Origin of the sequence: Nostoc sp. PCC 9305, assembly GCF_963920915.1 — a bacterium.
Taxonomy (GTDB): domain Bacteria; phylum Cyanobacteriota; class Cyanobacteriia; order Cyanobacteriales; family Nostocaceae; genus Nostoc.
In genome coordinates, this window is record NZ_CAWUDN010000016.1 from 53,802 (window position 1) to 73,366 (window position 19,565).

Below are 19,565 nucleotides of genomic sequence, written 5' to 3' on the forward strand. Positions count from 1 at the left end.
AACCTATGGATGAGGCATAGTTGTCACTACTACAATTCTAGTTTTTGCAAAGCTAATAAACGATTAACTTTGGGTTAAAAACTGATGTGATTAACTTATGCAAAAACATATCTTTATATCATAACATTATAAAACATCCGATCTAGATGGCAAGATTGCAGCGATCGCCTTAATAACTGTCACACATACTTATCTAAATATCTAAGCAGGGAGTAGGGCTTGGGTCATTCACTCTCTATACAGGCTAAATTGCTGAAAGTTTAAGACACTTAGCAGTTTGCCATCAAAAATCACTTCTTCCACTTACCCCTGGTAGAAATTTCATGCCAGTTAAAACACACTGACTCGGCTATATAAACCATATATCGCAGTGATTTTCTGTAGTCTGGCACAAGATGTTAGAAGAAATCAGTTAGTTTATCTGGGAAATCACCCGTGCTACATCAAAGTCTGGCTGCGTCAATCCGCCTGCATCATCTGTTGTAAGTGTAATCTTCACTTTATTGTAGGAAATTTCTATATTTGGATGATGTCCCGCTGATTCAGCCGGCTCAACCAGCTTATTGACAAACTCAATTGCTTCAATAAAATTTTTGAATGTGCGGGTAATCTGCAACTTGGAGTCTTTTACAGTCCAATCTGACAGAACCTTTGCCTGTTCTTGAATTTCCGCTTCAGTGAGTAGTTGTGGCATGTCAATAAATTCCTACTTAATATATTTGTTACAACATTTTGCATCTGACAAAGGCAAACTACTTTTATTTTCCACACAGAAAGTATGGGAGGATAAACTCAGCCACAATGCGTGTGTCTAGATTTAAATCAGACTTGGTAGATAGACGCTATTTCTCGCATTTGGTCATATACTCCAAGGTTGAACACAAGATATTTATGCTTTTTAAGAAAACTTAAATAAATACGTTGGCACGTTGGCTTTGTTCATAGCAGCGATCGCTATCTATCTTTTAAAAGCAACCATTGATAAAACAAAAATCACCCCTAAAAAACTATCCGCCCTGATTTAGATCGGACGATCTAAGTCAGAGCGGTCTAGCGGGTCTTCAGGTTGCAACCAGACTGCCGGAAGGAACTCCGAGCTTGCCTAGCTAATTGAGCTAACTTAGTATCTCAAAGATAACTAAGGCTAACTTTTAGAGAACAGCCCCGGCGCGCAGCCGGCTAACTGCAACCTGATGACCCATGCATTTACTACTTTCTATCATGGGCATCACCTCCTTATTGCCTAAGCGGTCTTAGTTTTAAAAGGGCAGAGTATTTACTCTGGGTTTATAACCTTCATCTAACATAACACATAAATTTAGAGATATTAACCAATATATAAAAAATCTCCCACCTTTTTGATGGGAGATTACTGCATAATAGTGAAAATTGACACTTTATTGGCTGATTACAAGGAGATTATTTTATCTGGGTGTGTCAATTTTTGCCAACCACAACTCGAATTTAAGTCATGGTCAAATTTGAATTCTTAGAGAGCGTTACCGCGAGGTAGAACTTCTTCAGGGAATACAAATTGTTCGTGGGGTTGATCTTGAGGAGCCATCCAAGCGCGGATACCCTCGTTCAGCAAAATGTTTTTGGTATAGAAGGTTTCAAACTCAGGGTCTTCCGCCGCCCGCAATTCTTGGGAGACGAAATCATAAGCCCGCAGGTTGAGTGCTAAACCGACGATGCCGACGGCGCTCATCCACAAGCCTGTGACTGGTACGAACAACATAAAGAAGTGCAACCAGCGCTTGTTAGAGAAAGCAATACCGAAAATCTGTGACCAGAAACGGTTTGCCGTCACCATTGAGTAGGTTTCTTCCGACTGGGTGGGATTGAAGGCGCGGAAGGTGTTAGCACCATCACCGTCTTCAAACAAGGTATTTTCGACTGTCGCACCATGAATGGCGCACAATAAAGCACCACCCAATACACCCGCAACACCCATCATGTGGAAGGGGTTGAGTGTCCAGTTGTGGAACCCTTGCAGGAATAGCAGGAATCGGAAAATTGCAGCCACCCCAAAGCTGGGTGCAAAGAACCAGCTAGATTGTCCCAAAGGGTACATCAGAAATACGCTGACGAACACTGCAATGGGAGCGGAGAAAGCCAGAGCGTTGTAAGGACGTATCCCTACTAGACGCGCAATTTCAAATTGCCGCAACATGAAGCCAATCAAACCGAAGGCTCCGTGTAGGGCAACGAATGGCCACAAACCACCCAATTGGAACCAACGGGTGAGGTCGCCTTGGGCTTCTGGGCCCCACAACAGCAATAGGGAGTGTCCCATGCTGTCGGCGGGGGTGGATACTGCCACTGTCAGGAAGTTAGCACCTTCTAAGTAGGAGGAGGCTAATCCGTGGGTATACCAAGAGGTGACGAAGGTGGTGCCGGTCAGCCAACCGCCTAGTGCTAGGAAGGCGCAGGGGAATAGTAGTATCCCTGACCAACCTACGAATACGAAGCGATCGCGTTTGAGCCAGTCGTCTAGAACGTCAAACCACCCTCTACTGGGCGCACGTCCAACTGCGATGGTCATTAGAGCAAATCTCCAAATGTTTATAAGTACAGGTTGTATCTGTATTATAGATGGCTAAATAAAAGCCTTCTATAAGCAGAAAGTTAACCGGGTTGTTAACCAAGTTTACAATTTTTTACACACCTTTAATCATATTAGGTGTAAATCGCTAATTTTTCTAGGGGTTTTGTAATAAAAATTAATTTTTTATCCAGATGAGGTAGATAAAGCAGAAGAGTAGAGAGGAAAGAGGTAATTTGAATTCTCCCCCCTGCGCCCTGCCCCTCTGCCTCTTCCAATACCCATTTCCCTAGAATCAGTCAGCTGACGCTAAAATGAGTCCACAGTTAAATTTGATTATTGCTAAATGTTTACCATCGATTTAAGCATCAGAAACACTGCTTTCCCTATCTCGGTACAACGTAAGTCAGCAGAGGATGCTGAGGCTGTCTATCAGCTAATTTTGGCAGCAATCCGTTCTGGGAATCCTGACATTGTGGAACTCAAGTGTGAGGGCAAGACAGAGAAAAAAATTGCTGTCCGCGCTAGTGAAATTTCTGGGGTGCAGATTGTTCAGAAAGATGGTACAACCCCTGGTGGTGGCAGACCACCTGGATTTTTCGCTGTAGCTGCTGAGTAACCAAGGTTGACAAATGGCTCAAGTGGGCATTGAGGTCAAGGATTTAAATTTCAGTTGGCCAAATGGAGAGAAAGTTATCAAATCTTGCTCTTTAGAAGTACCCAAGGGTGAGTTTTGGATGCTCTTGGGTACAAATGGCAGTGGAAAATCAACGTTACTTAGACTGCTGGCGGGGTTATTGGCTCCTGAATCTGGCGAAATTCGGGTTTTGCACCCCGTTGGCTTTGTCTTCCAAAATCCAGACCATCAACTAGTGATGCCAACGGTTGGTGCTGATGTGGCTTTTGGATTGGTGGAAGAAAAGTTGCCACCTGCTGCCACTAGAGCCAGGGTTGAGGAGGCGCTGGGAGCGGTAAATTTGCTTACCCTCCAACGACGACCTATTTATGCACTCTCTGGCGGACAGAAACAACGAGTGGCGATCGCAGGTGCGATCGCCCGTCGCTGTGAAGTCTTATTATTAGATGAACCCACTGCCTTACTAGATCCAGATAGCCAGTTAGATTTAGTTGCTAGTGTCCGTCGCCTTGTCAAAAGTCGAGGGATCACAGCCTTGTGGGTAACACATCGATTAGACGAGTTAAATTACTGTGACGGCGCTTTTTTGTTAGAAAAAGGCTCTCTGGTAGATAAAGGTGAAGCCCAACGCCTTAAACAACGTCTGATGGAGGTACACAGCGAAGCCTCTTAATTGAGTGCTGAGTAATGAGTGCTGAGTGAATAAGTACAATGAATTGTACTTAGCACTCCTGAATACTACTAAAAAAGAACTGTAACGCGCCTTTGCTTAAAAGGCGCGTTTTAAGTTGGTGCGTCTATCTGAAGTTTGAGTTTTGTGAGGCTGCCGTATTTTTTATTCTGTGTAGCATAGTGTTACAGACTATGCATCAATTATTATAAAACTTATGAATGAATTTTGTTAACTCTAGAAAATTGTGATTAAAAACCATGCCCCGTTCCTTACTCCAAGCCGTTTTGTTAGTGGACGGCTACAATATCATAGGCGCTTGGCCTTGCCTTAAAAAAACGCGTGATAGCGTTGGATTAGAGGCTGCACGGGGCGAACTTGTGGAAGCGATGACTGGTTATAGTGCGTTTCAAGGTTACACAACTCAGATAGTTTTTGATGCTCAATATCAGAATAGCTCTAGTAATAAAGAAATTATTACTGAGCTTTTATCTGTTTATTACACTGATTTTGGGCAAACAGCAGATACTTATATCGAAAAATCCTGCGCTTCTTTTCGCCACCAAATAGCCCAATCTTTGATTTCTCGTGTGATTGTTGCTACATCAGATCGGGCGCAGCAGTTGATGATCCAAGGATATGGGGCTGAATGGTTGTCAGCACAACAACTTTGTGGGGAAGTGGAAACCACCGTTTGCCGGATGCGACAAAAGTATCATACGCGCAAACAATCTAAGAGTCGGTTTTTAGCTAATGCCATTGATGCTAAGGCGCGGCAGCGTCTGGCTGAATTACGAATGGGATTACAGTAGATATTTAGTATCTCAGAGTCTCTGCTTAAGTTCCTGAATCGATTTTGGCTGCAAAATTTCTATAAATTAACTATCTAAAAAAAATATTGGCGAAAGTACTTGCCAAATACTATTTTTAGCCCTACTATTATAAATCGTGAGTGGTCCTCAGTAGCTCAGTGGTAGAGCGATCGACTGTTAATCGATTGGTCGCTGGTTCGAATCCAGCCTGGGGAGTTTATCAATTTTGGATTTTAAATTTTGGATTCTAGATTATCCATCAGAGATTTCTGGTCGCTTGACTCGGCTGTGACTTTTCTGAATCATGGGTCTTTTGGTGCTTGTCCTAAACAAGTGCTGGAGTTTCAACAACGTTTGCGATCGCAGCTCGAACATGAACCCTTACGCTTTTTTGGTAGAGAGTGGGAACCTCTGCTAGATGATGCCAAAAGTAAGTTAGCGGCGTTTGTGAGTGCTGATGTGCAGGATTTGGTCTTTGTCTCCAATGCAACAACTGGCGTTAATTCGGTGTTAAGATCGCTGACATTTTCACCAGAGGATGAAATACTTACAACTAACCACGAATATAATGCTTGCCGCAATGCACTTGATTTTATTGCCAGTCGCACTGGTGCGCGGGTGGTAGTGGCAAAAATTCCTTTCCCGATTGACTCGCCACAGCAAGTAATCGCAGCAGTAATTGAGCGAGTTTCACCAAAAACCCGATTAGCACTTTTGGATCATGTTACCAGTCAGACAGGGCTAATTTTCCCGATTCAAGAGTTGGCGAAGGAGTTGCAACAACGGGGTGTAGATACATTGGTAGATGGGGCACATGCGCCTGGAATGATTTCTCTCGATTTGCGAGAGATTGGCGCAACTTATTACACCGGGAATTGTCATAAATGGCTGTGTGCCCCCAAAGGAGCAGCATTTTTGTATGTGCGGCGAGATAAACAGTCAGAAATTCGTCCTCTGACAATTAGCCACGGCACAAATTCGCCACGCACTGATAAAAGCCGCTTTCAGTTGGAATTTGACTGGACAGGTACAGATGATCCTACAGCTTATATGTCTGTACCAGAAGCGATCGCTTTTATGGGTTCCTTGCTACCTGGCGGGTGGACAGAATTGAGACAGCAAAATCATCAGTTGGTGTTGCAGGGAAGACGGCTACTTTGTGAAGCGTTAGAAGTGCAGCCGCTTTGTCCAGAGGAGATGATTGGTTCAATGGCGGTTGTGCCAATGCCTACGACTTTGGAAAACCGCGATTTCATGTCTATACATGATGAGTTGTTTGATAAGTTTGGTATTCAAGTGCAGGTGATGCCGTGGCAGGAACAACCTCGGCTGTTGGTAAGGATTTCGACGCAGATTTACAATACTTTAGAGGAGTATGAGTATTTGGCTAAGGTTCTAAAGGGATTGTGCTGTTAATCTAGTTTAGGAAACTGGCGATCGCATCAAGGGTATGTTTTGCACTTGTAACAGTAAACATTGGGTGATTTGCCAAATAAATATTTTTATTAGATGCCACGTTTAAGGCAAGAGACGCGATGAATCGCCGTCTCTACAAATTGGTACGGTGATTTATCGCGTCTTGGCGATCTGCAAAGAGATTATGGGGCTAGTGGTATTCTTTTAGGTGATTGCACTTAAAATTGCTGAAACTAGGATAACGCTTTACATGACTTCTGGAGCGCTGCCTTCTAATCCTTTTGTGGCTGCGGGGATGATTGAAGATCCCAGGCTGTTTGTCGGTCGTAAAGATGAATTACACGCGATCACATCTCGGATGCAGGGCGATCAGCCTACAAGTATTAATATAGTTGGTGAGAAGCAGATTGGTAAATCTTTGTTGCTGCATTATTTTGTTCTGACTTGGCAGCAGTGAATATTAAAGCAATAGTTACGTGGTAATTACCTACCGTTACAGGGCGTGGATTGCCAAACTGAAACGGTTTTGTATGAGGCTGTAGCTGAAGGTTTACTAAGTCACGTTCAAGGATGGCAAAAACGCAGTCTGAAAAATTGTTGGAAGACTGTTGTGCTTGAGCGAGGCGATCAGTATTTTCGGCAATTATGAAGGAGTTTAGCAGATAGCGATGTCTACGACGGGCTACGCCTACGCTCTCTCCTACGCCGGATAATCTACGGGGAAACTCCCACACCGCAAGATAAAGGTGTTATTCGCAAACTAACGCGAAAAGAAATCTTGACTCCAGAAGGCAATGCTTTTCAAGTGCCTTTAGTACAAAAATATATAGAACAGTTGCTAGAAGAAGAATAAGCGTAATTCGTAATTCGTAATTCGTAATTCGTAATTCGTAATTACTGCTTGTTAATTTGTTCTGATCGCGATATTTGTTACAAACACTACGTTTTCATTACCAACGCTACGATTTTCGTTACCAACACTACAATTTCTGTTACAAACAATCTGATTTTTGTTACAAACACAATAATTTCGTTACAAACAATCTGATTTTCGTTACAAAGAATCCGTTTTGGTTAGAAACATCATAATTCTCGTTAAAAACATCACGATTTAGTGCTGTAATAGCTTGCTAAATTCAACTTAACTATGAAATATCACAGTCAGTAGAGGCAGGAACGCCAACAGAAAGCCATGCCAGGATTGTAATTGAGCTTCTGGGGCTGGTTCTGGTGGTGCTAATAGAGCTTCTACTCTTTGTTCTAAGCGATCTGCACCAGAAGAACCTAATGCAGCACAGCAAATTTCCGATAAGACGGGGCCGCTACTAACTACTAATAAAAGTGATTCTGCTAGCACCAGAGGATCTACCTGCAATGCTGCATAACCATCGGCACGGAGTTCGCGCAAAGCTAAAAGTTCTTCCCACAAAGGCTCTGTATTTGGCAACCATGCAGTGCAAGAACGCACCCAACCCAGCCAGAAAAACCAGAATGTATCCCTGTAATGGTGATGCCCTTGCTCATGGGCTAAGACGCTTTCTAAATGAGCAGGTGAGAGAGTTTGCACTAATCCTTGGCTAACCACTAATTCTGGTTGCCAAAAACCGATTTGACCTGCAAACAACGCGCCTGTTTGCAGCAGTCTGGCTCGTCTATCGCCAACATTCACTAAAGGACAGTTACGGGCAGATTCTACAGACTGCCAACCCTGGAAGGCAAGTTTAATACATGAAATGGCAAAAAATGCCAAATAAATTAATGCTAGTAAATAGCTAATTGAGCCTGTATACATGCCGCCCATTTGCCCTTGAGGCCCCATAAACAGCACAGCGATCGCAGTCATGAATATTAGCAAGGGCGGGAAGAGAAACAAAAATAGCGATCGCTGCCATCGCAGATTCCAATTGCCTTGGGGTTGCTTCCCAGCGGATCTTAACCACCAGGCAACTGCCAAAGCATTCAAAATCATTATCAGATGCATCATTGTTCCTCCCTGGCTTGGCGTGCAGATTGAATACGTTTGGCGATCGCTGCTATTTGCTCGCTAGCTGCTTCATCCAGACTATCAGCAAAGGCAGCAACAACATCGGGATTCCCCACCGCCAAAAATCGTTGTAATTGCTCGTGAGCTTTGATCACATCTGATTGCTGCTTACTCAGCATTGGCCGCCAATAAAATGCCCGCTCCTTTTTGTCGCAGGCCAGCCAACCTTTATCAGTGAGGCGACGCAAAACGGTGGTGACAGAAGTATACGCTAATTCGCGGTTGGGATCGGCGAGAATGCGATCGTGTACATCCTTGACTGTGGCTGAACCAAGTTCCCAGATAATATTTAAAATTTCCGCTTCCAACGGGCCTAAAGATAGTTGTTTAGGGCGGTAGTCGGGTAAAGGTGCCATAGCGATTTTCGATTTGGGATGAGCGGAGTGGAGGTAAAAATTTTAGTTTCTATTTGGCCAAGTATTTAGTCAGGATGCGTAGTGGTGCTAACTTGGAATGCCAAATACAGCTTTAGAAAATCTGTTCTTGTTTTAGATTACAGGATAGTGCAGCAAATATGAAAGTCTAAAAGCATAAAAATAGACTTTTTGAATATTTTTGTATTGAATTGGTTACATCGTGCATATTTGATGCTAAAAAATTGTTTGCGAATAATTGTGACTATAGTTAGTGACACCAACTAGGTAGAATGTTATTTGCGGCAGTAGTATTAAAACAGGTGTATCCAGCCCGTGAAGTTATTCGTATACCACACTCCTGAATTGACTCCAACGGATAAAGCGCCAGAATGTGCGATCGCAGTCGATGTTTTGCGAGCGACTAGCACAATAGCGACTGTCTTGGCATCTGGAGGCGAAGCTGTACAAGTATTCAGCGATTTAGATCAGTTAATTGAAGTTAGCGAAAAATGGCCCTCTGAAAAACGGCTGCGGGCTGGAGAACGCGGCGGCGCGAAAGTAGCTGGCTTTGAGTTGGGAAACTCTCCCCTCGACTGCACACCAGAATTAGTGGAAGGGCGGCGTTTGTTTATCAGTACCACAAATGGCACTCGTGCTTTACAAAGGGTACAAGACTCCCCAAATGTATTAGCAGCAGCCTTGATTAACCGGGCGGCGGTGGTGCAATTTCTTCTAGAGAAGCAACCAGAGACAGTATGGATTGTCGGTTCCGGTTGGGAAGGCAGTTATTCCTTAGAGGATACAGTTTGTGCAGGTGCGATCGCTCATAGTATTTTGCAACAAACCAAGCTGTCACCAGAAGAACTCGCTGGGAATGATGAAGTAGTTGGTGCGATCGCTCTTTACTCTCAGTGGCAAGATAACTTATTAGGATTACTTCACCAAGCTAGTCACGGTCAACGATTGTTACGCCTTGACTGTCACGAAGATTTAAAATATTGTTCCCAAACTGATATTTTAGATGTCTTGCCCATACAACATGAAACGGGAGTATTAAAAAGTCAAAAGAAATAGGGAATAGGGTACAGGTTACAGGTTACAGGGTATAGATTATTTTCTATTACCTGTCACCTGTCACCTGTCACCTGTCACCTGTCACCTCTCCCCTGTCACCTGTCACCTGTCACCTCTCCCCTGTCACCTGTCACCTCTCCCCTGTCACCTGTCACCTGTCACCTCTCCTCTGTCACCTTTCCCCTATCACCTAATCTTCATGCCCAATTTTAAAATCTGTGAGCATTTGCCGAAGTCTTTGTCGCCAATGGGGGGGATAAGTCCCTAAAATTGCCGCAATTTTTCCACAAGCAAGGACAGAATAAGCAGGGCGACGGGCTGGTGTGGGATATTCGGCAGTTGTAATGGGGACAATACGTTCAACTTTCAAAGGGAAGCCTAGTTGTTGGGCTTCTTCAAAAATAGCGACGGCAAAATCATACCAGCTAGCAACGCCGCTATTAGTGTAGTGATAAGTGCCACTAATTTCTGGCGTTAACTGGGGAATTGTCTGGGCTATAACTGCCGCTATATCTTGTGCCCAAGTCGGGCTACCAATTTGATCGGCGACAACACGGAGTTCTTGACGTTCTGCACCTAGTCGCAGCATGGTTTTGACAAAGTTACTTTTGCCAAAGGTTCCATAAACCCAAGCAGTGCGGAGAATGAGATGATGGGCGCAAGTTTCCCGAATAGCTTCTTCTCCAGCGAGTTTGGTTTTACCATAGACACTCAAGGGATTAGTCACATCGGTTTCGTGGTAAGGGCTACAGCTATTACCATCAAAAACGTAATCAGTCGAAATATGAATTAAAAAAGCTCCTAATTTTTGGCTTTCTTGGGCAAGAATGAGGGGTGCAGTCGCATTAATAGCGGTAGCAAGTTCGGGTTCGCTTTCGGCTTTATCTACAGCAGTATAAGCGGCGGCATTAATGATGATTTGCGGCTGCTTGGATCTGATAACGTTGCGGAGGGTATCGGGTTGGGCAAGGTCTACTGTTGGGCGTGCTACTGAGATAATATCGCCATAAAATGAGAGTATTTGTTGTAGTTCCTTACCCACTTGACCTTTGCTACCAATCAGCAAAATTGATTTTGTCATTTGTCATGACCAATGACTAGTTAATCAAATACTTCAGCAGTTCTGAAAGATTTACCAGCTTCGTCTTTAGTTGATAAAATCGGTGGCGCACTCAGGGGCCAATCTATCGCTAAATCTGGATCGTTCCATAGAATTGTGCGATCGCTTTGGGGCGCGTAATAATCTGTAGTTTTGTAGAGAACTTCGGCTATTTCTGAAAGTGCCAGAAAGCCGTGAGCAAAGCCTGGTGGTATCCACAGTAGACGTTTGTTTTTAGCACTGAGTTCATAACCTACCCACTTACCAAAGGTAGGCGAACTTTTTCTAATGTCTACGGCTACATCAAAAATCGTGCCAACAATCGCCCGAATGAGTTTACCTTGTGGTTGTTGGATTTGATAGTGCAGCCCACGCAGAACGTTTTGTTTAGAACAAGAGTGGTTATCTTGGACAAAGTTCGTAACAATACCTGTCTGTTGAGCAAATTTTTGATGATTGTAAGCTTCAAAAAAGAAACCGCGATCGTCTCCAAATACTTGGGGTTCGAGTTGGATAACTTCGGGAATTTTGGTATGTACAATGCTCATTAATATTATAAGTAATGTGCCACAGTCTTAATTAGGATAATAATTTAATACTTGTATTTTACAGGTATTAGAATTAGGATTTTGACTGTGGTTTTTTTGTTTTGAATAAGTAAATCACGTTAGTTCAATTTGACAGTCATCGCCAATCATAAATCGCAAGGCTTTAGGGCGACGAGGTGCAAGATTCAATTGTGCCCTTTGTCCAATCACACTATCAATAATGCGCTGATGAATTCCGGCAATTTTAGCACCTTCTAAAATAACGCTGTGTTCTAAATCAGTATCAATGAGTGTGACATTGTTAGCGATGCTACTATAAGGGCCAATAAAGCAGTTTTCTAAATGACAATTGCTACCAATGATTACTGGCCCCCGAATTGTGCAGTTAATTACTTTAGATTTTACCCCGATTTGGACTCGTCCAATAATCTGACTTTGAGCATCAATTTCGCCCACAACTGATGCTGTCAGATAGGTATCGAGAATCAATCTATTAGCTTCTAATAAATCATCTTTTTTACCAGTATCTAACCACCAGCCTTGGAGATTGTGGGCTACGACCTGCTTTTCCTGATTAATCAGGTATTGAATAGCATCAGTGATTTCCAATTCGCCTCTGGTGGAAGGTTGGATATTTGCGATCGCATCAAAGATGAGGTGAGAAAAGAAATAAACTCCTACCAATGCCAGATTTGAAGGAGGAACTTTGGGTTTTTCAATTAACTGTAATACCCTTCCTGTTTCATCCACCTGAGCCACACCAAAGGCACTAGGGTTAGCAACTGAACGTAAGAGAATCAACGCATCTGGCTGTTGTTGGCTAAATTGTTGCAGAAAGTAACGTAACTCACCTAGTTGAATCAGGTTATCTCCCAAGTACATGACAAAGGGAGAATCTCCTAAAAAAGAACGAGCGATTTGGACAGCGTGAGCAAGTCCAAGTGGCTGATCTTGTACGATGTAGGTGATGTTTGCTCCAAAGTTTTCTCCATTTCCGGTTTTCCCTTGGACTTCTGCTCCGGTTTCTGGACTGATAATGATGCCAATATCAGTAATACCAGCCGCAACCATTTCTTCAATGCCGTACCATAAAACCGGTTTGTTAGCAACTGGTACAAGTTGTTTTGCTCCGCTGTAGGTAAGAGGACGCAAGCGTGTACCTTTACCGCCAGAAAGAATTAGTGCTTTCATAAGGATGTAGGATTAATTACAAGTCATTAGTCAAGATAATCTGAAATCTTGACAAAATCCCAAATCATTGCATTTAAATTCTGGCGTTGATTTATAGGTAACGGGATAACACCTCGGCGGTTGCTTTTCCTGTTTTTTCCCAACTGAATTGTTGAGAGTGAGTGATACCTTGACTAGAAAGGCGCGATCGCAATTCCGAATTAGTTGCAATAGACTGCATCGCTTCTGTAATTTCTCCAGTGTTGTAGGGATCGATCGCAATCGCTGCATCGCCAGCCACTTCAGGTAAAGAAGAGAGATTGGAGGTAATGACGGGAGTACCACAAGCCATTGCTTCGAGAACAGGTAAACCAAAACCCTCCCAGAGACTAGGAAAAACCAGAGCGATCGCTTGATTGATGATTTTTGGTAATTCGCTGTAAGGAACATAGTCAAGGAACTTCACCTGATTAGTGACACCCAATTCTGCAACTTGCACTTTTAAAGTCGGGGTGTAACGCGAATCAATTGGCCCTACTAACCATAGTTCATAATCTTTGCAGTTAGGTAACGCCGCAAAAGCACTGATAAGTCGTTGGATGTTTTTGTAAGGATCTTGGCGGCCAATGTAGAGAAAGTAGTTGCTGGTGGGGAGGTTGAGATGATGGAAGTGAGTGCGATCGTGAGCAAGAAGAATAGGAGTAATTTTAGTAGCTGGAATTTGGTAAAAGTCAGTAATATCCTTAGCTGTAGCCTGGGAGTTACAGATGATATGCTGCGATCGCCTAAGTACTTCAGGAACGTAGTAACGATGATACGGAGTCAACGGTGAGAAACGTTTAGGAAAACGCAACGGTATCGAGTCATGATACATTACAACAAAACGACAGTTGGTATAAAGGGGTGCTTCCGGGAGTGGAGAAAATAACAACTGAGACTTTAGCTGTTTATAAATTTCCGGGAGTTTAAATTGCGTCCAAACAAGTCGGTCAAAATGCCCCTTTGTACCTTGAGCAGGACTCAGATGCTCTGAAACTGGATAGCAATTAAATTCAGGATAATTTTGAGCGCTGAGTAAAGTAGGATTAAGCGATTTTAAATCAGGGAAAAGATTTTTAGCATAGTTGCTTATGCCTGTTGGTTGAGAGAAAAGAATCGATAAGTTAATAATTAACTGATTAGAGTATGCATTATTGACTATTTTCATTAAATAAGTGTTCTATAAGCTTTTAATGTTTCTTTAGCTGTTTTTTGCCAAGAAAATAATTGCGATCTTTCTTTACCTTTATTAACTAATGTTTGGCGTAAATGAGAATCACTAATTACTTTTAGAATAGCTTCAGCTAGTTGAATAGAATCTTTGGGATCAATTAATATAGCTGCATCTCCTGTAACTTCTGGTATCGAAGAAGTATTAGAAGTTATGACTGGAGCGCCTAGCGTCATTGCTTCTAACACAGGAAGACCAAAACCTTCATAATAAGATGGGTAAACGAAAATATCAGCTTTTGAGTAAAATAATGCGACTAATTCATTAGATAAGTAATCAAGATGGTGAATTTGGTTTTTCCAAGGTGAATTTTCAATAGCCGCGAATATCGGTTCGTAATTCCATCCTTTCTTACCAATCAATATTAATTGATGTTCAATTTTGTATTTTTCTTTTAAAAAATTAAAGGCTGTAATTATAGCATTAATATTTTTTCTTGGTTCTATTGTGCTGACAAAAAGTAGATATGGTTTGGAAAAATCATAATTAGCTTGCTTTTTTAAGCTTTCGGTAATTTCCTCCGACAAATAATTAGGATAGTAGCGACTAGCTAAAGGTGTGACATAGACTTTTTCTGGGTCTACTTTTAAATATTCAATAATATCTTTTTTAGAGCTTTCTGAAATAGTTAAAACTAAATCTGTCCACTGCAAACATCGCTTTACCTTTTCTGTATATGTTTTTACAACTGAATCTATATAGTGAGGATATTTAATAAAAGTCAAATCGTATATATTCATTACCTTGAAACTATTTTGACAGGGATAAACTGAGTAATTTGTACCATGTAATATATCTGGAGAACCAAAATACTTTTCAAAGTAAGATAAACTAGGTTTAAACGCTAAAGCTAACAATAAATCTGAAATTCTTACAGGTAAAGGTAGGAGATACTGTTGAGAAGAATGTTTAAAATATTCAGGAAAACTAAAGTTACCCCGAAGCCAATTTTTTAACCCTGGTTGATAGACTACTCCTAACTGAAAGTTTTCCTCTTTTTGTAATACATCAAGAGCGCATATTAAATTAGCAACATAAAAGCCAACCCCACTGGGTTTTGAATCCACTGGGGTGGCATCAACTACAATTTTTAACATCAGAATATTTAAGCTCCACCGGTGCTCAATTTTTTTAGATCGTAATCAACCATTAACTCAACCAATTGCTCAAAGGAATGCTGAGGCTGCCAACCTAACTCCGTCTTAATTTTATTAATGGAACCAACTAACTGTACTGGTTCATCAGAGCGATAAAAAGCAGGATCAACTGAGACATAATCTTGCCAGTTTAAACCAACACATTTAAAAGCACACTCAACGAGTTCTCTGACAGAGTGAGTTTCACCACTAGCAATGATATAGTCATCAGGTTGTGCTTGCTGCAACATCAGCCACATAGCGTAAACAGCATCCTTGGCGTAGCACCAATCACGACGGGCGTCTAGGTTGCCTAATTTTAGTTCATTTGCTAAACCCAGTTTAATTTGAGCAGCTGCATGGGTGATTTTGCGAAATACAAATTCTGTCCCACGTCGAGGCGATTCGTGAGTATAAGTAATACCACAGCAGTTGTAAAGGTTGTATTTCTCTCGATAGTTGACAGTCATCCAATGAGCGTATGCTTTGGCAACACCATAAGGGTTCCGCGGACGAAAGGCAGTGCGTTCAGCTTGAGGTGATTCATCAGGTTGACCGAACACTTCACTACTAGATGCTTGATAGAATCTGGCATCAGGTTTGCAGCGACGAATAGATTCTAAAATACGGGAGACACCAAGGGCTGTATATTCGGCAGTGAGAGCAGGTTGTGTCCAAGAAAGAGGAACATAGCTTTGAGAGGCGAGGTTATAAATTTCGTCAGGTTGAGCTTCGGCAATCACATCCATTAAAGAGGATTGATCTAAAAGGTCACCAGAAAGGATTTGGATATCGCCAGAAAGGTGATTGACGCGCTCAAGATTACTGGAACTTGAGCGGCGGACTAAGCCGAAGACTTGATAGCCTTTGCTTAGTAGTAGTTCAGCAAGATAAGAGCCATCTTGTCCAGTTAAGCCTGTAATAAGAGCTTTTTTAGTCACAGTTATAAGCCTACTTTTAAAAAACTCAAATTTAAAAGGTTCTTTAGTACTTATAGCAAACTATTAGTTAAACTACAAAAGTTTATTTTAAATCAAGCATAAAATACTCAAAATTAAAATTTGTTATTTTATTGTTGCCAAACTACTAAAATAACTCCACCTACAATAAAACTCAAACCTAAAAGCCGAGTTAAGGGAATCGTTTCCCTAAAAATGAAGTAACCTAAAAGTACTGAGAAAACATAAACTAAGGAAATAGATGGAGCGGCAACACTTAAATTGACTCTGGTGAGAAGCATAATGTATGCAATAGCGCCTAAACCATAACAAGTTAGTCCAGTTAATAATTCTGGCGTGGTAGCAATACTGAGAATATTACTTAGGGCATTGGCAGAATTGATCTTTACCAATTTTAGCGCCCCTAATTTTAAGAAAAATTGTCCACCTACACTTGTAGCAACAGACATTAGTAATAAAGCAAATTCTTGTAAGTTCATACCATTTTCCTCACACTCGCTAAATGAACAATTAAGAATCTGATGTAACTGTTACATCGATTTTAGGGTATGGAGATTGCTTATCGCTAAACCAAGCAACCGTTTCCTGCACCATTGTTAAAATAAGAGTATATTGTCCTGGTGTAGTAGGTATTTTAATAGCTGCATTAATTGCGACTGACTCTTCAGGAGCTACATCAAAAGGCAAAATCGTGCGATCGCCATCTGCAACTACTAGTTTGCCACTAGCATCTAGCCAACGATAGGAGAAGTTTGTTGGATTAAGCCCTGAATTGTACCAAACAAAACTGCTCTTATTTTTGAGAAAAATAGGAATTCTCAATGTTGAAGCAACTTTAACAGTCCTTATATTGTTGATAATTTTTATTTCTTGTGAGAAAACTTGCGCGGATGGTAGTTGAAAGTTTTTTGGCTTTTGGTCTCCTACATTGACATATAGCTCGTAGAGTGGCTTGCCATTAGAATTAGGAAATACACCAACTTCTTCACTTACTAAGTCAAATAGAAGCTTGTAAATTCCTGGTTCTTTAGGGAAAGCAATAGAAGCGATCGCTTCGGTTGATTCATGTTGTTTCGGCGTACCAGAAACATAAAATCTAACTTGACTGATTTCCTTTTTTCGCTCATCATAAAATCTACCTCTTACACGAACTTCCCCCTTTTTCAGCGCAGATTCATAGCCAAACCAGTTAGATGTACCTGTGTTTTCAAGTTTGGCTTTTAGGACTTTTTCCGAGCTTGGTTTAACTGAAATTAATGAACCGAAAGCTTGATTGCTTTCATCTACTACCACTTGTTTGATTATTCCACCTAGATTTTCAGCATACGCTGGGTTATCTATGGAAGGTTTAATAATTTGGTGAAACACAGCTTTAGCATTTCTCTCTATTTGGCTATCTTTGAAACTCCAAAGTCTATAGTGATTAGAATCAACATTTATAGGTACTCCGTTCCACATATAGCCTGGATTAGCCCCAAAAGCTCCCACAAATTGAGTAAAAGTTGAAAAGGTGACTATAACGATAAAAATAACTAAAGATTTAGTATATAAAATTTTTGGTAAATGAATTAGCTTCTGAAAAGGGTGTACTAAAAAATAACTAATTAAATAGCAAACTACAGGCATCATATCAGTCATAAACCTTGGACCATAAGAATGCCCAGCCCACCAAACTAGATAGAAAAAATAATTAGCAAGTAACGCTAAGGAAGCAATCGTCATACATCCTATTAACTTTTCATCTTTCCCAGCCTTTAATTTAAAAACTTGATAAGCTCCAGGCAAAGAATACAAAAAAATAGGAGAGAAAACTAGCAAACCTCGGCTCGGACTAATCAGAGTACCTAATGATGCCTTGATGAAATTACTAAAAGTAAACTTATAAGGCGGTTTGGGAAACATTTTCGAGTAACCGCCAGTTAAGTTATCGAAGTAGTATAAGTTCCACGCAATACTTGGTAATGCTGAAACTAAACCAAAAAACAAATAAATTGATTGAAACCGATAGGTAAAAATTGAATAAATAATAGCTGCAATTGTATATAAAGTACTTGTGGGACGAATACCAGGTAGAAGACCACAAGCGACTCCTGCTATTAATAGCCATATCTTTTGACTTTTTTCTGAAGCACGATTAGCTTTTAGCAAACTAAATATCATGCTTACAAGTGCTAAGTTAGATGCAGTATGTTGCCATAGTCCTTGAGAACTGGTCATCCATATATTTGTAGCAAATGCAAATATAAAAGTAGAAAGTAAAGATATACTTAGACTAAATTTTAACCTAACAGATAGATAAAATATGACTACTGTAATAGCTGTTGTTAAAGTAGCAGCTAGCTTTTCAAAAAATACCCTATATATTTCAAAACTGGCAGATGTTAAGTCAAGGGATGCTGAACCGTAAAAAGATATCAACTTCAGATAAGCATAAAAAATCAGATATAAAGGAAAAGTGACAATTGCGGTTCCTATCGGATAGATAGAACTTAAATGACCATGATTACCTTCTGCAAAGAAGTAGCAATTTACATAGCTATTAGTACAAAAACGACTTGACCGAAACGCATCTAAATTGAAAGTATTGTTTTCCAGTAAGTTGAAAGCTAATAAAGTGTTGGGAACTGTATCAGTGGAACTTAGTGTGACTCCGTTAGCAAGATAAATTACAGTACAGGCAAAAAATACCAATATAGGCAATAAAGTTTCAGATATATTAATTCTGCTGAAATTGGGTTTTGTAAGCACTGGGTTCGATTTGTATTTGTAATTTGACGATTATATTTCGCTGTAAAAAGTAGAATTGTTAGGATAAATTCAGACAGAATACAACAGCTTAAAAATATACCAAAAATTACATTAAAACTTAAATACTTTTAAAATAAAATATTTAATTAAGTTTTTATGAGCGAGTCACACTTGTGTCTGAATGATAATTCACATAAAGCGAATTATAAGTTTTAGGATTAGCCAGCAAATTATACTTCACAATACATATAATTGCCCTAAAACCATCTTTCCAACCTATCTTTTTACCTTCTTTATAAGTCCGACCATAATAAGATATACCAACCTCATAAATACGACAATCCATTTTGGCAATTTTAGCTGTAATTTCAGGTTCAAATCCAAATCGATTTTCTTCTATTTTGATAGATTGAATAATTTCACGTCGAAAAGCTTTATAACATGTTTCCATATCTGTTAAATTTATATTGGTAAATATATTAGACAACATTGTTAAGAAGCCATTACCCACTCTGTGCCAATAGTAGACAACTCTATGAGGTCTATCACCTTGAAAACGAGAACCAAAAACTACATCAGCTTTATTATCAATAATCGGTTTAATCATTAAGGGATATTCTTGCGGGTCGTATTCCAAATCTGCATCTTGAACGATGACAATATCCCCAGTAGCCGCAGCAAAGCCAGTTCTTAAAGCTGCACCTTTACCCCTGTTTTTGTGATGATAAATTACTTGGTCTACCTGTGACTCTAATTTTGATTTAAGCAATTCTCTCATCCCGTCTATTGAACAATCATCTACTATAATAATCTCACAATCTTTTACAGGAGATGCTTTTACACCTTCTACAACTTTGCTGATAGTTCCCAATTCGTTGTAACAAGGGATAATAACAGATAACCTCATATAATATTTTACCCCTATTAATCACTGTAAAACAAATAACTGAAACTAGAAATGTTTAAAATAAAATTCCTAAACTTTGGACAAACATATCAAAATGTTACTGATATTTTTGTAATTTCAAGTAAGACTACAACAGTTGTCAAGGTTGTATTGCTGCCGATAGTTAAAAACTAT

The 19,565-nt window shown here is 40.5% G+C and carries 20 protein-coding genes and 1 tRNA gene; 8 read left to right on the forward strand and 13 right to left on the reverse strand.

The window, feature by feature from the left end; translation table 11 throughout:
* Window positions 1–412: 412 nt before the first annotated feature.
* Together ACM0OX_RS08635 and psbD are read right to left on the reverse strand one after the other, a co-directional pair.
* Window positions 413–694 carry a 4a-hydroxytetrahydrobiopterin dehydratase gene (locus ACM0OX_RS08635; protein ID WP_414514513.1) on the reverse strand — a complete coding sequence of 94 codons (282 nt, stop codon included), beginning with the start codon at window positions 692–694 and terminating at the stop codon, window positions 413–415.
* A gap of 795 nt (window positions 695–1,489) precedes the next feature.
* A complete protein-coding gene (gene psbD, locus ACM0OX_RS08640; RefSeq protein ID WP_012409998.1) occupies window positions 1,490–2,545 on the reverse strand; it encodes a photosystem II D2 protein (photosystem q(a) protein) in 1,056 nt (351 codons plus the stop codon).
* Window positions 2,546–2,891: 346 nt separating this feature from the next.
* Between psbD and ACM0OX_RS08645 the strand changes: the two genes are divergently transcribed.
* The 7 genes from ACM0OX_RS08645 (at window position 2,892) to ACM0OX_RS08675 (ending at window position 6,729) form a co-directional block, all read left to right on the forward strand.
* Window positions 2,892–3,164, forward strand: coding sequence for a hypothetical protein (locus ACM0OX_RS08645; protein WP_012410874.1), 273 nt, complete (start codon window positions 2,892–2,894; stop codon window positions 3,162–3,164).
* Window positions 3,165–3,177: 13 nt separating this feature from the next.
* A complete protein-coding gene (locus ACM0OX_RS08650; protein WP_114082780.1) occupies window positions 3,178–3,855 on the forward strand; it encodes an ABC transporter ATP-binding protein in 678 nt (225 codons plus the stop codon).
* 257 nt (window positions 3,856–4,112) lie between these two features.
* Window positions 4,113–4,664, forward strand: coding sequence for an NYN domain-containing protein (locus tag ACM0OX_RS08655; RefSeq protein ID WP_094352149.1), 552 nt, complete (start codon window positions 4,113–4,115; stop codon window positions 4,662–4,664).
* 144 nt (window positions 4,665–4,808) lie between these two features.
* Window positions 4,809–4,880: transfer RNA gene (locus ACM0OX_RS08660), tRNA-Asn, on the forward strand.
* A gap of 24 nt (window positions 4,881–4,904) precedes the next feature.
* Window positions 4,905–6,080 (forward strand): aminotransferase class V-fold PLP-dependent enzyme, encoded by a 1,176-nt coding sequence (locus tag ACM0OX_RS08665; protein ID WP_414514514.1) that lies wholly within the window; start codon window positions 4,905–4,907, stop codon window positions 6,078–6,080.
* A gap of 250 nt (window positions 6,081–6,330) precedes the next feature.
* A complete protein-coding gene (locus ACM0OX_RS08670; RefSeq protein WP_414514515.1) occupies window positions 6,331–6,537 on the forward strand; it encodes a hypothetical protein in 207 nt (68 codons plus the stop codon).
* 45 nt (window positions 6,538–6,582) lie between these two features.
* The gene (locus ACM0OX_RS08675; RefSeq protein WP_414514516.1) at window positions 6,583–6,729 is read left to right on the forward strand and encodes a hypothetical protein; all 147 of its coding nucleotides are present in this window, start codon (window positions 6,583–6,585) and stop codon (window positions 6,727–6,729) included.
* Window positions 6,730–7,221: 492 nt separating this feature from the next.
* Here ACM0OX_RS08675 and ACM0OX_RS08680 read toward each other — a convergent pair whose 3' ends face one another.
* Together ACM0OX_RS08680 and ACM0OX_RS08685 are read right to left on the reverse strand one after the other, a co-directional pair.
* Window positions 7,222–8,061: a M56 family metallopeptidase gene (locus tag ACM0OX_RS08680; RefSeq protein WP_414514544.1), complete on the reverse strand. Its 840-nt coding sequence runs from the start codon at window positions 8,059–8,061 to the stop codon at window positions 7,222–7,224.
* On the reverse strand, window positions 8,061–8,480 hold the full coding sequence (locus ACM0OX_RS08685) for a BlaI/MecI/CopY family transcriptional regulator (RefSeq protein ID WP_099102645.1): 420 nt from the start codon (window positions 8,478–8,480) through the stop codon (window positions 8,061–8,063). Before ACM0OX_RS08685 ends, ACM0OX_RS08680 begins: the two co-directional genes overlap by 1 nt.
* Window positions 8,481–8,813: 333 nt before the next feature.
* On the opposite strand from ACM0OX_RS08685, the gene ACM0OX_RS08690 reads away from it, so the two are divergent.
* Entirely contained in the window at window positions 8,814–9,554 is a 741-nt protein-coding gene (locus ACM0OX_RS08690; protein WP_414514517.1) for a 2-phosphosulfolactate phosphatase family protein, read from the forward strand.
* 190 nt (window positions 9,555–9,744) lie between these two features.
* Here the strand turns inward: ACM0OX_RS08690 and rfbD are convergent, their stop codons facing one another.
* The 9 genes from rfbD to ACM0OX_RS08735 form a co-directional block, all read right to left on the reverse strand.
* Window positions 9,745–10,635, reverse strand: coding sequence for a dTDP-4-dehydrorhamnose reductase (gene rfbD, locus ACM0OX_RS08695; RefSeq protein WP_414514518.1), 891 nt, complete (start codon window positions 10,633–10,635; stop codon window positions 9,745–9,747).
* A gap of 20 nt (window positions 10,636–10,655) precedes the next feature.
* Window positions 10,656–11,201 carry a dTDP-4-dehydrorhamnose 3,5-epimerase gene (gene rfbC, locus ACM0OX_RS08700; protein ID WP_414514519.1) on the reverse strand — a complete coding sequence of 182 codons (546 nt, stop codon included), beginning with the start codon at window positions 11,199–11,201 and terminating at the stop codon, window positions 10,656–10,658.
* 114 nt (window positions 11,202–11,315) lie between these two features.
* Window positions 11,316–12,392 carry a glucose-1-phosphate thymidylyltransferase gene (locus ACM0OX_RS08705; protein ID WP_414514520.1) on the reverse strand — a complete coding sequence of 359 codons (1,077 nt, stop codon included), beginning with the start codon at window positions 12,390–12,392 and terminating at the stop codon, window positions 11,316–11,318.
* A 91-nt stretch (window positions 12,393–12,483) separates the two neighbouring features.
* Complete coding sequence (locus tag ACM0OX_RS08710) at window positions 12,484–13,578, reverse strand: glycosyltransferase family 4 protein (protein ID WP_414514521.1); 1,095 nt, start codon at window positions 13,576–13,578, stop codon at window positions 12,484–12,486.
* Window positions 13,578–14,738: a glycosyltransferase family 4 protein gene (locus ACM0OX_RS08715; RefSeq protein WP_414514522.1), complete on the reverse strand. Its 1,161-nt coding sequence runs from the start codon at window positions 14,736–14,738 to the stop codon at window positions 13,578–13,580. The genes ACM0OX_RS08710 and ACM0OX_RS08715 overlap by 1 nt, the downstream gene beginning before the upstream one ends.
* Window positions 14,739–14,746: 8 nt before the next feature.
* Complete coding sequence (locus ACM0OX_RS08720) at window positions 14,747–15,718, reverse strand: GDP-mannose 4,6-dehydratase (RefSeq protein ID WP_414514523.1); 972 nt, start codon at window positions 15,716–15,718, stop codon at window positions 14,747–14,749.
* Window positions 15,719–15,846: 128 nt separating this feature from the next.
* Window positions 15,847–16,215, reverse strand: a complete 369-nt coding sequence (locus ACM0OX_RS08725; RefSeq protein ID WP_414514524.1) for an EamA family transporter — start codon at window positions 16,213–16,215, stop codon at window positions 15,847–15,849.
* Window positions 16,216–16,246: 31 nt separating this feature from the next.
* Entirely contained in the window at window positions 16,247–18,484 is a 2,238-nt protein-coding gene (locus ACM0OX_RS08730; protein ID WP_414514525.1) for a glycosyltransferase family 39 protein, read from the reverse strand.
* Window positions 18,485–18,638: 154 nt separating this feature from the next.
* Window positions 18,639–19,391, reverse strand: coding sequence for a glycosyltransferase family 2 protein (locus ACM0OX_RS08735; protein ID WP_414514526.1), 753 nt, complete (start codon window positions 19,389–19,391; stop codon window positions 18,639–18,641).
* Between the last annotated feature and the right edge of the window lie 174 nt (window positions 19,392–19,565).

What these genes read in the sequence shown, in the direction of transcription:
- ACM0OX_RS08635 (WP_414514513.1), bottom strand. Translation starts at nt 694, where the DNA reads ATGCCACAACTACTCACTGAAGCGGAAATTCAAGAACAGGCAAAGGTT.
- psbD (WP_012409998.1), bottom strand. Translation starts at nt 2,545, where the DNA reads ATGACCATCGCAGTTGGACGTGCGCCCAGTAGAGGGTGGTTTGACGTT.
- ACM0OX_RS08645 (WP_012410874.1), top strand. Translation starts at nt 2,892, where the DNA reads ATGTTTACCATCGATTTAAGCATCAGAAACACTGCTTTCCCTATCTCG.
- ACM0OX_RS08650 (WP_114082780.1), top strand. Translation starts at nt 3,178, where the DNA reads ATGGCTCAAGTGGGCATTGAGGTCAAGGATTTAAATTTCAGTTGGCCA.
- ACM0OX_RS08655 (WP_094352149.1), top strand. Translation starts at nt 4,113, where the DNA reads ATGCCCCGTTCCTTACTCCAAGCCGTTTTGTTAGTGGACGGCTACAAT.
- ACM0OX_RS08670 (WP_414514515.1), top strand. Translation starts at nt 6,331, where the DNA reads ATGACTTCTGGAGCGCTGCCTTCTAATCCTTTTGTGGCTGCGGGGATG.
- ACM0OX_RS08680 (WP_414514544.1), bottom strand. Translation starts at nt 8,061, where the DNA reads ATGCATCTGATAATGATTTTGAATGCTTTGGCAGTTGCCTGGTGGTTA.
- ACM0OX_RS08685 (WP_099102645.1), bottom strand. Translation starts at nt 8,480, where the DNA reads ATGGCACCTTTACCCGACTACCGCCCTAAACAACTATCTTTAGGCCCG.
- rfbD (WP_414514518.1), bottom strand. Translation starts at nt 10,635, where the DNA reads ATGACAAAATCAATTTTGCTGATTGGTAGCAAAGGTCAAGTGGGTAAG.
- rfbC (WP_414514519.1), bottom strand. Translation starts at nt 11,201, where the DNA reads ATGAGCATTGTACATACCAAAATTCCCGAAGTTATCCAACTCGAACCC.
- ACM0OX_RS08705 (WP_414514520.1), bottom strand. Translation starts at nt 12,392, where the DNA reads ATGAAAGCACTAATTCTTTCTGGCGGTAAAGGTACACGCTTGCGTCCT.
- ACM0OX_RS08710 (WP_414514521.1), bottom strand. Translation starts at nt 13,578, where the DNA reads ATGAAAATAGTCAATAATGCATACTCTAATCAGTTAATTATTAACTTA.
- ACM0OX_RS08715 (WP_414514522.1), bottom strand. Translation starts at nt 14,738, where the DNA reads ATGTTAAAAATTGTAGTTGATGCCACCCCAGTGGATTCAAAACCCAGT.
- ACM0OX_RS08725 (WP_414514524.1), bottom strand. Translation starts at nt 16,215, where the DNA reads ATGAACTTACAAGAATTTGCTTTATTACTAATGTCTGTTGCTACAAGT.
- ACM0OX_RS08735 (WP_414514526.1), bottom strand. Translation starts at nt 19,391, where the DNA reads ATGAGGTTATCTGTTATTATCCCTTGTTACAACGAATTGGGAACTATC.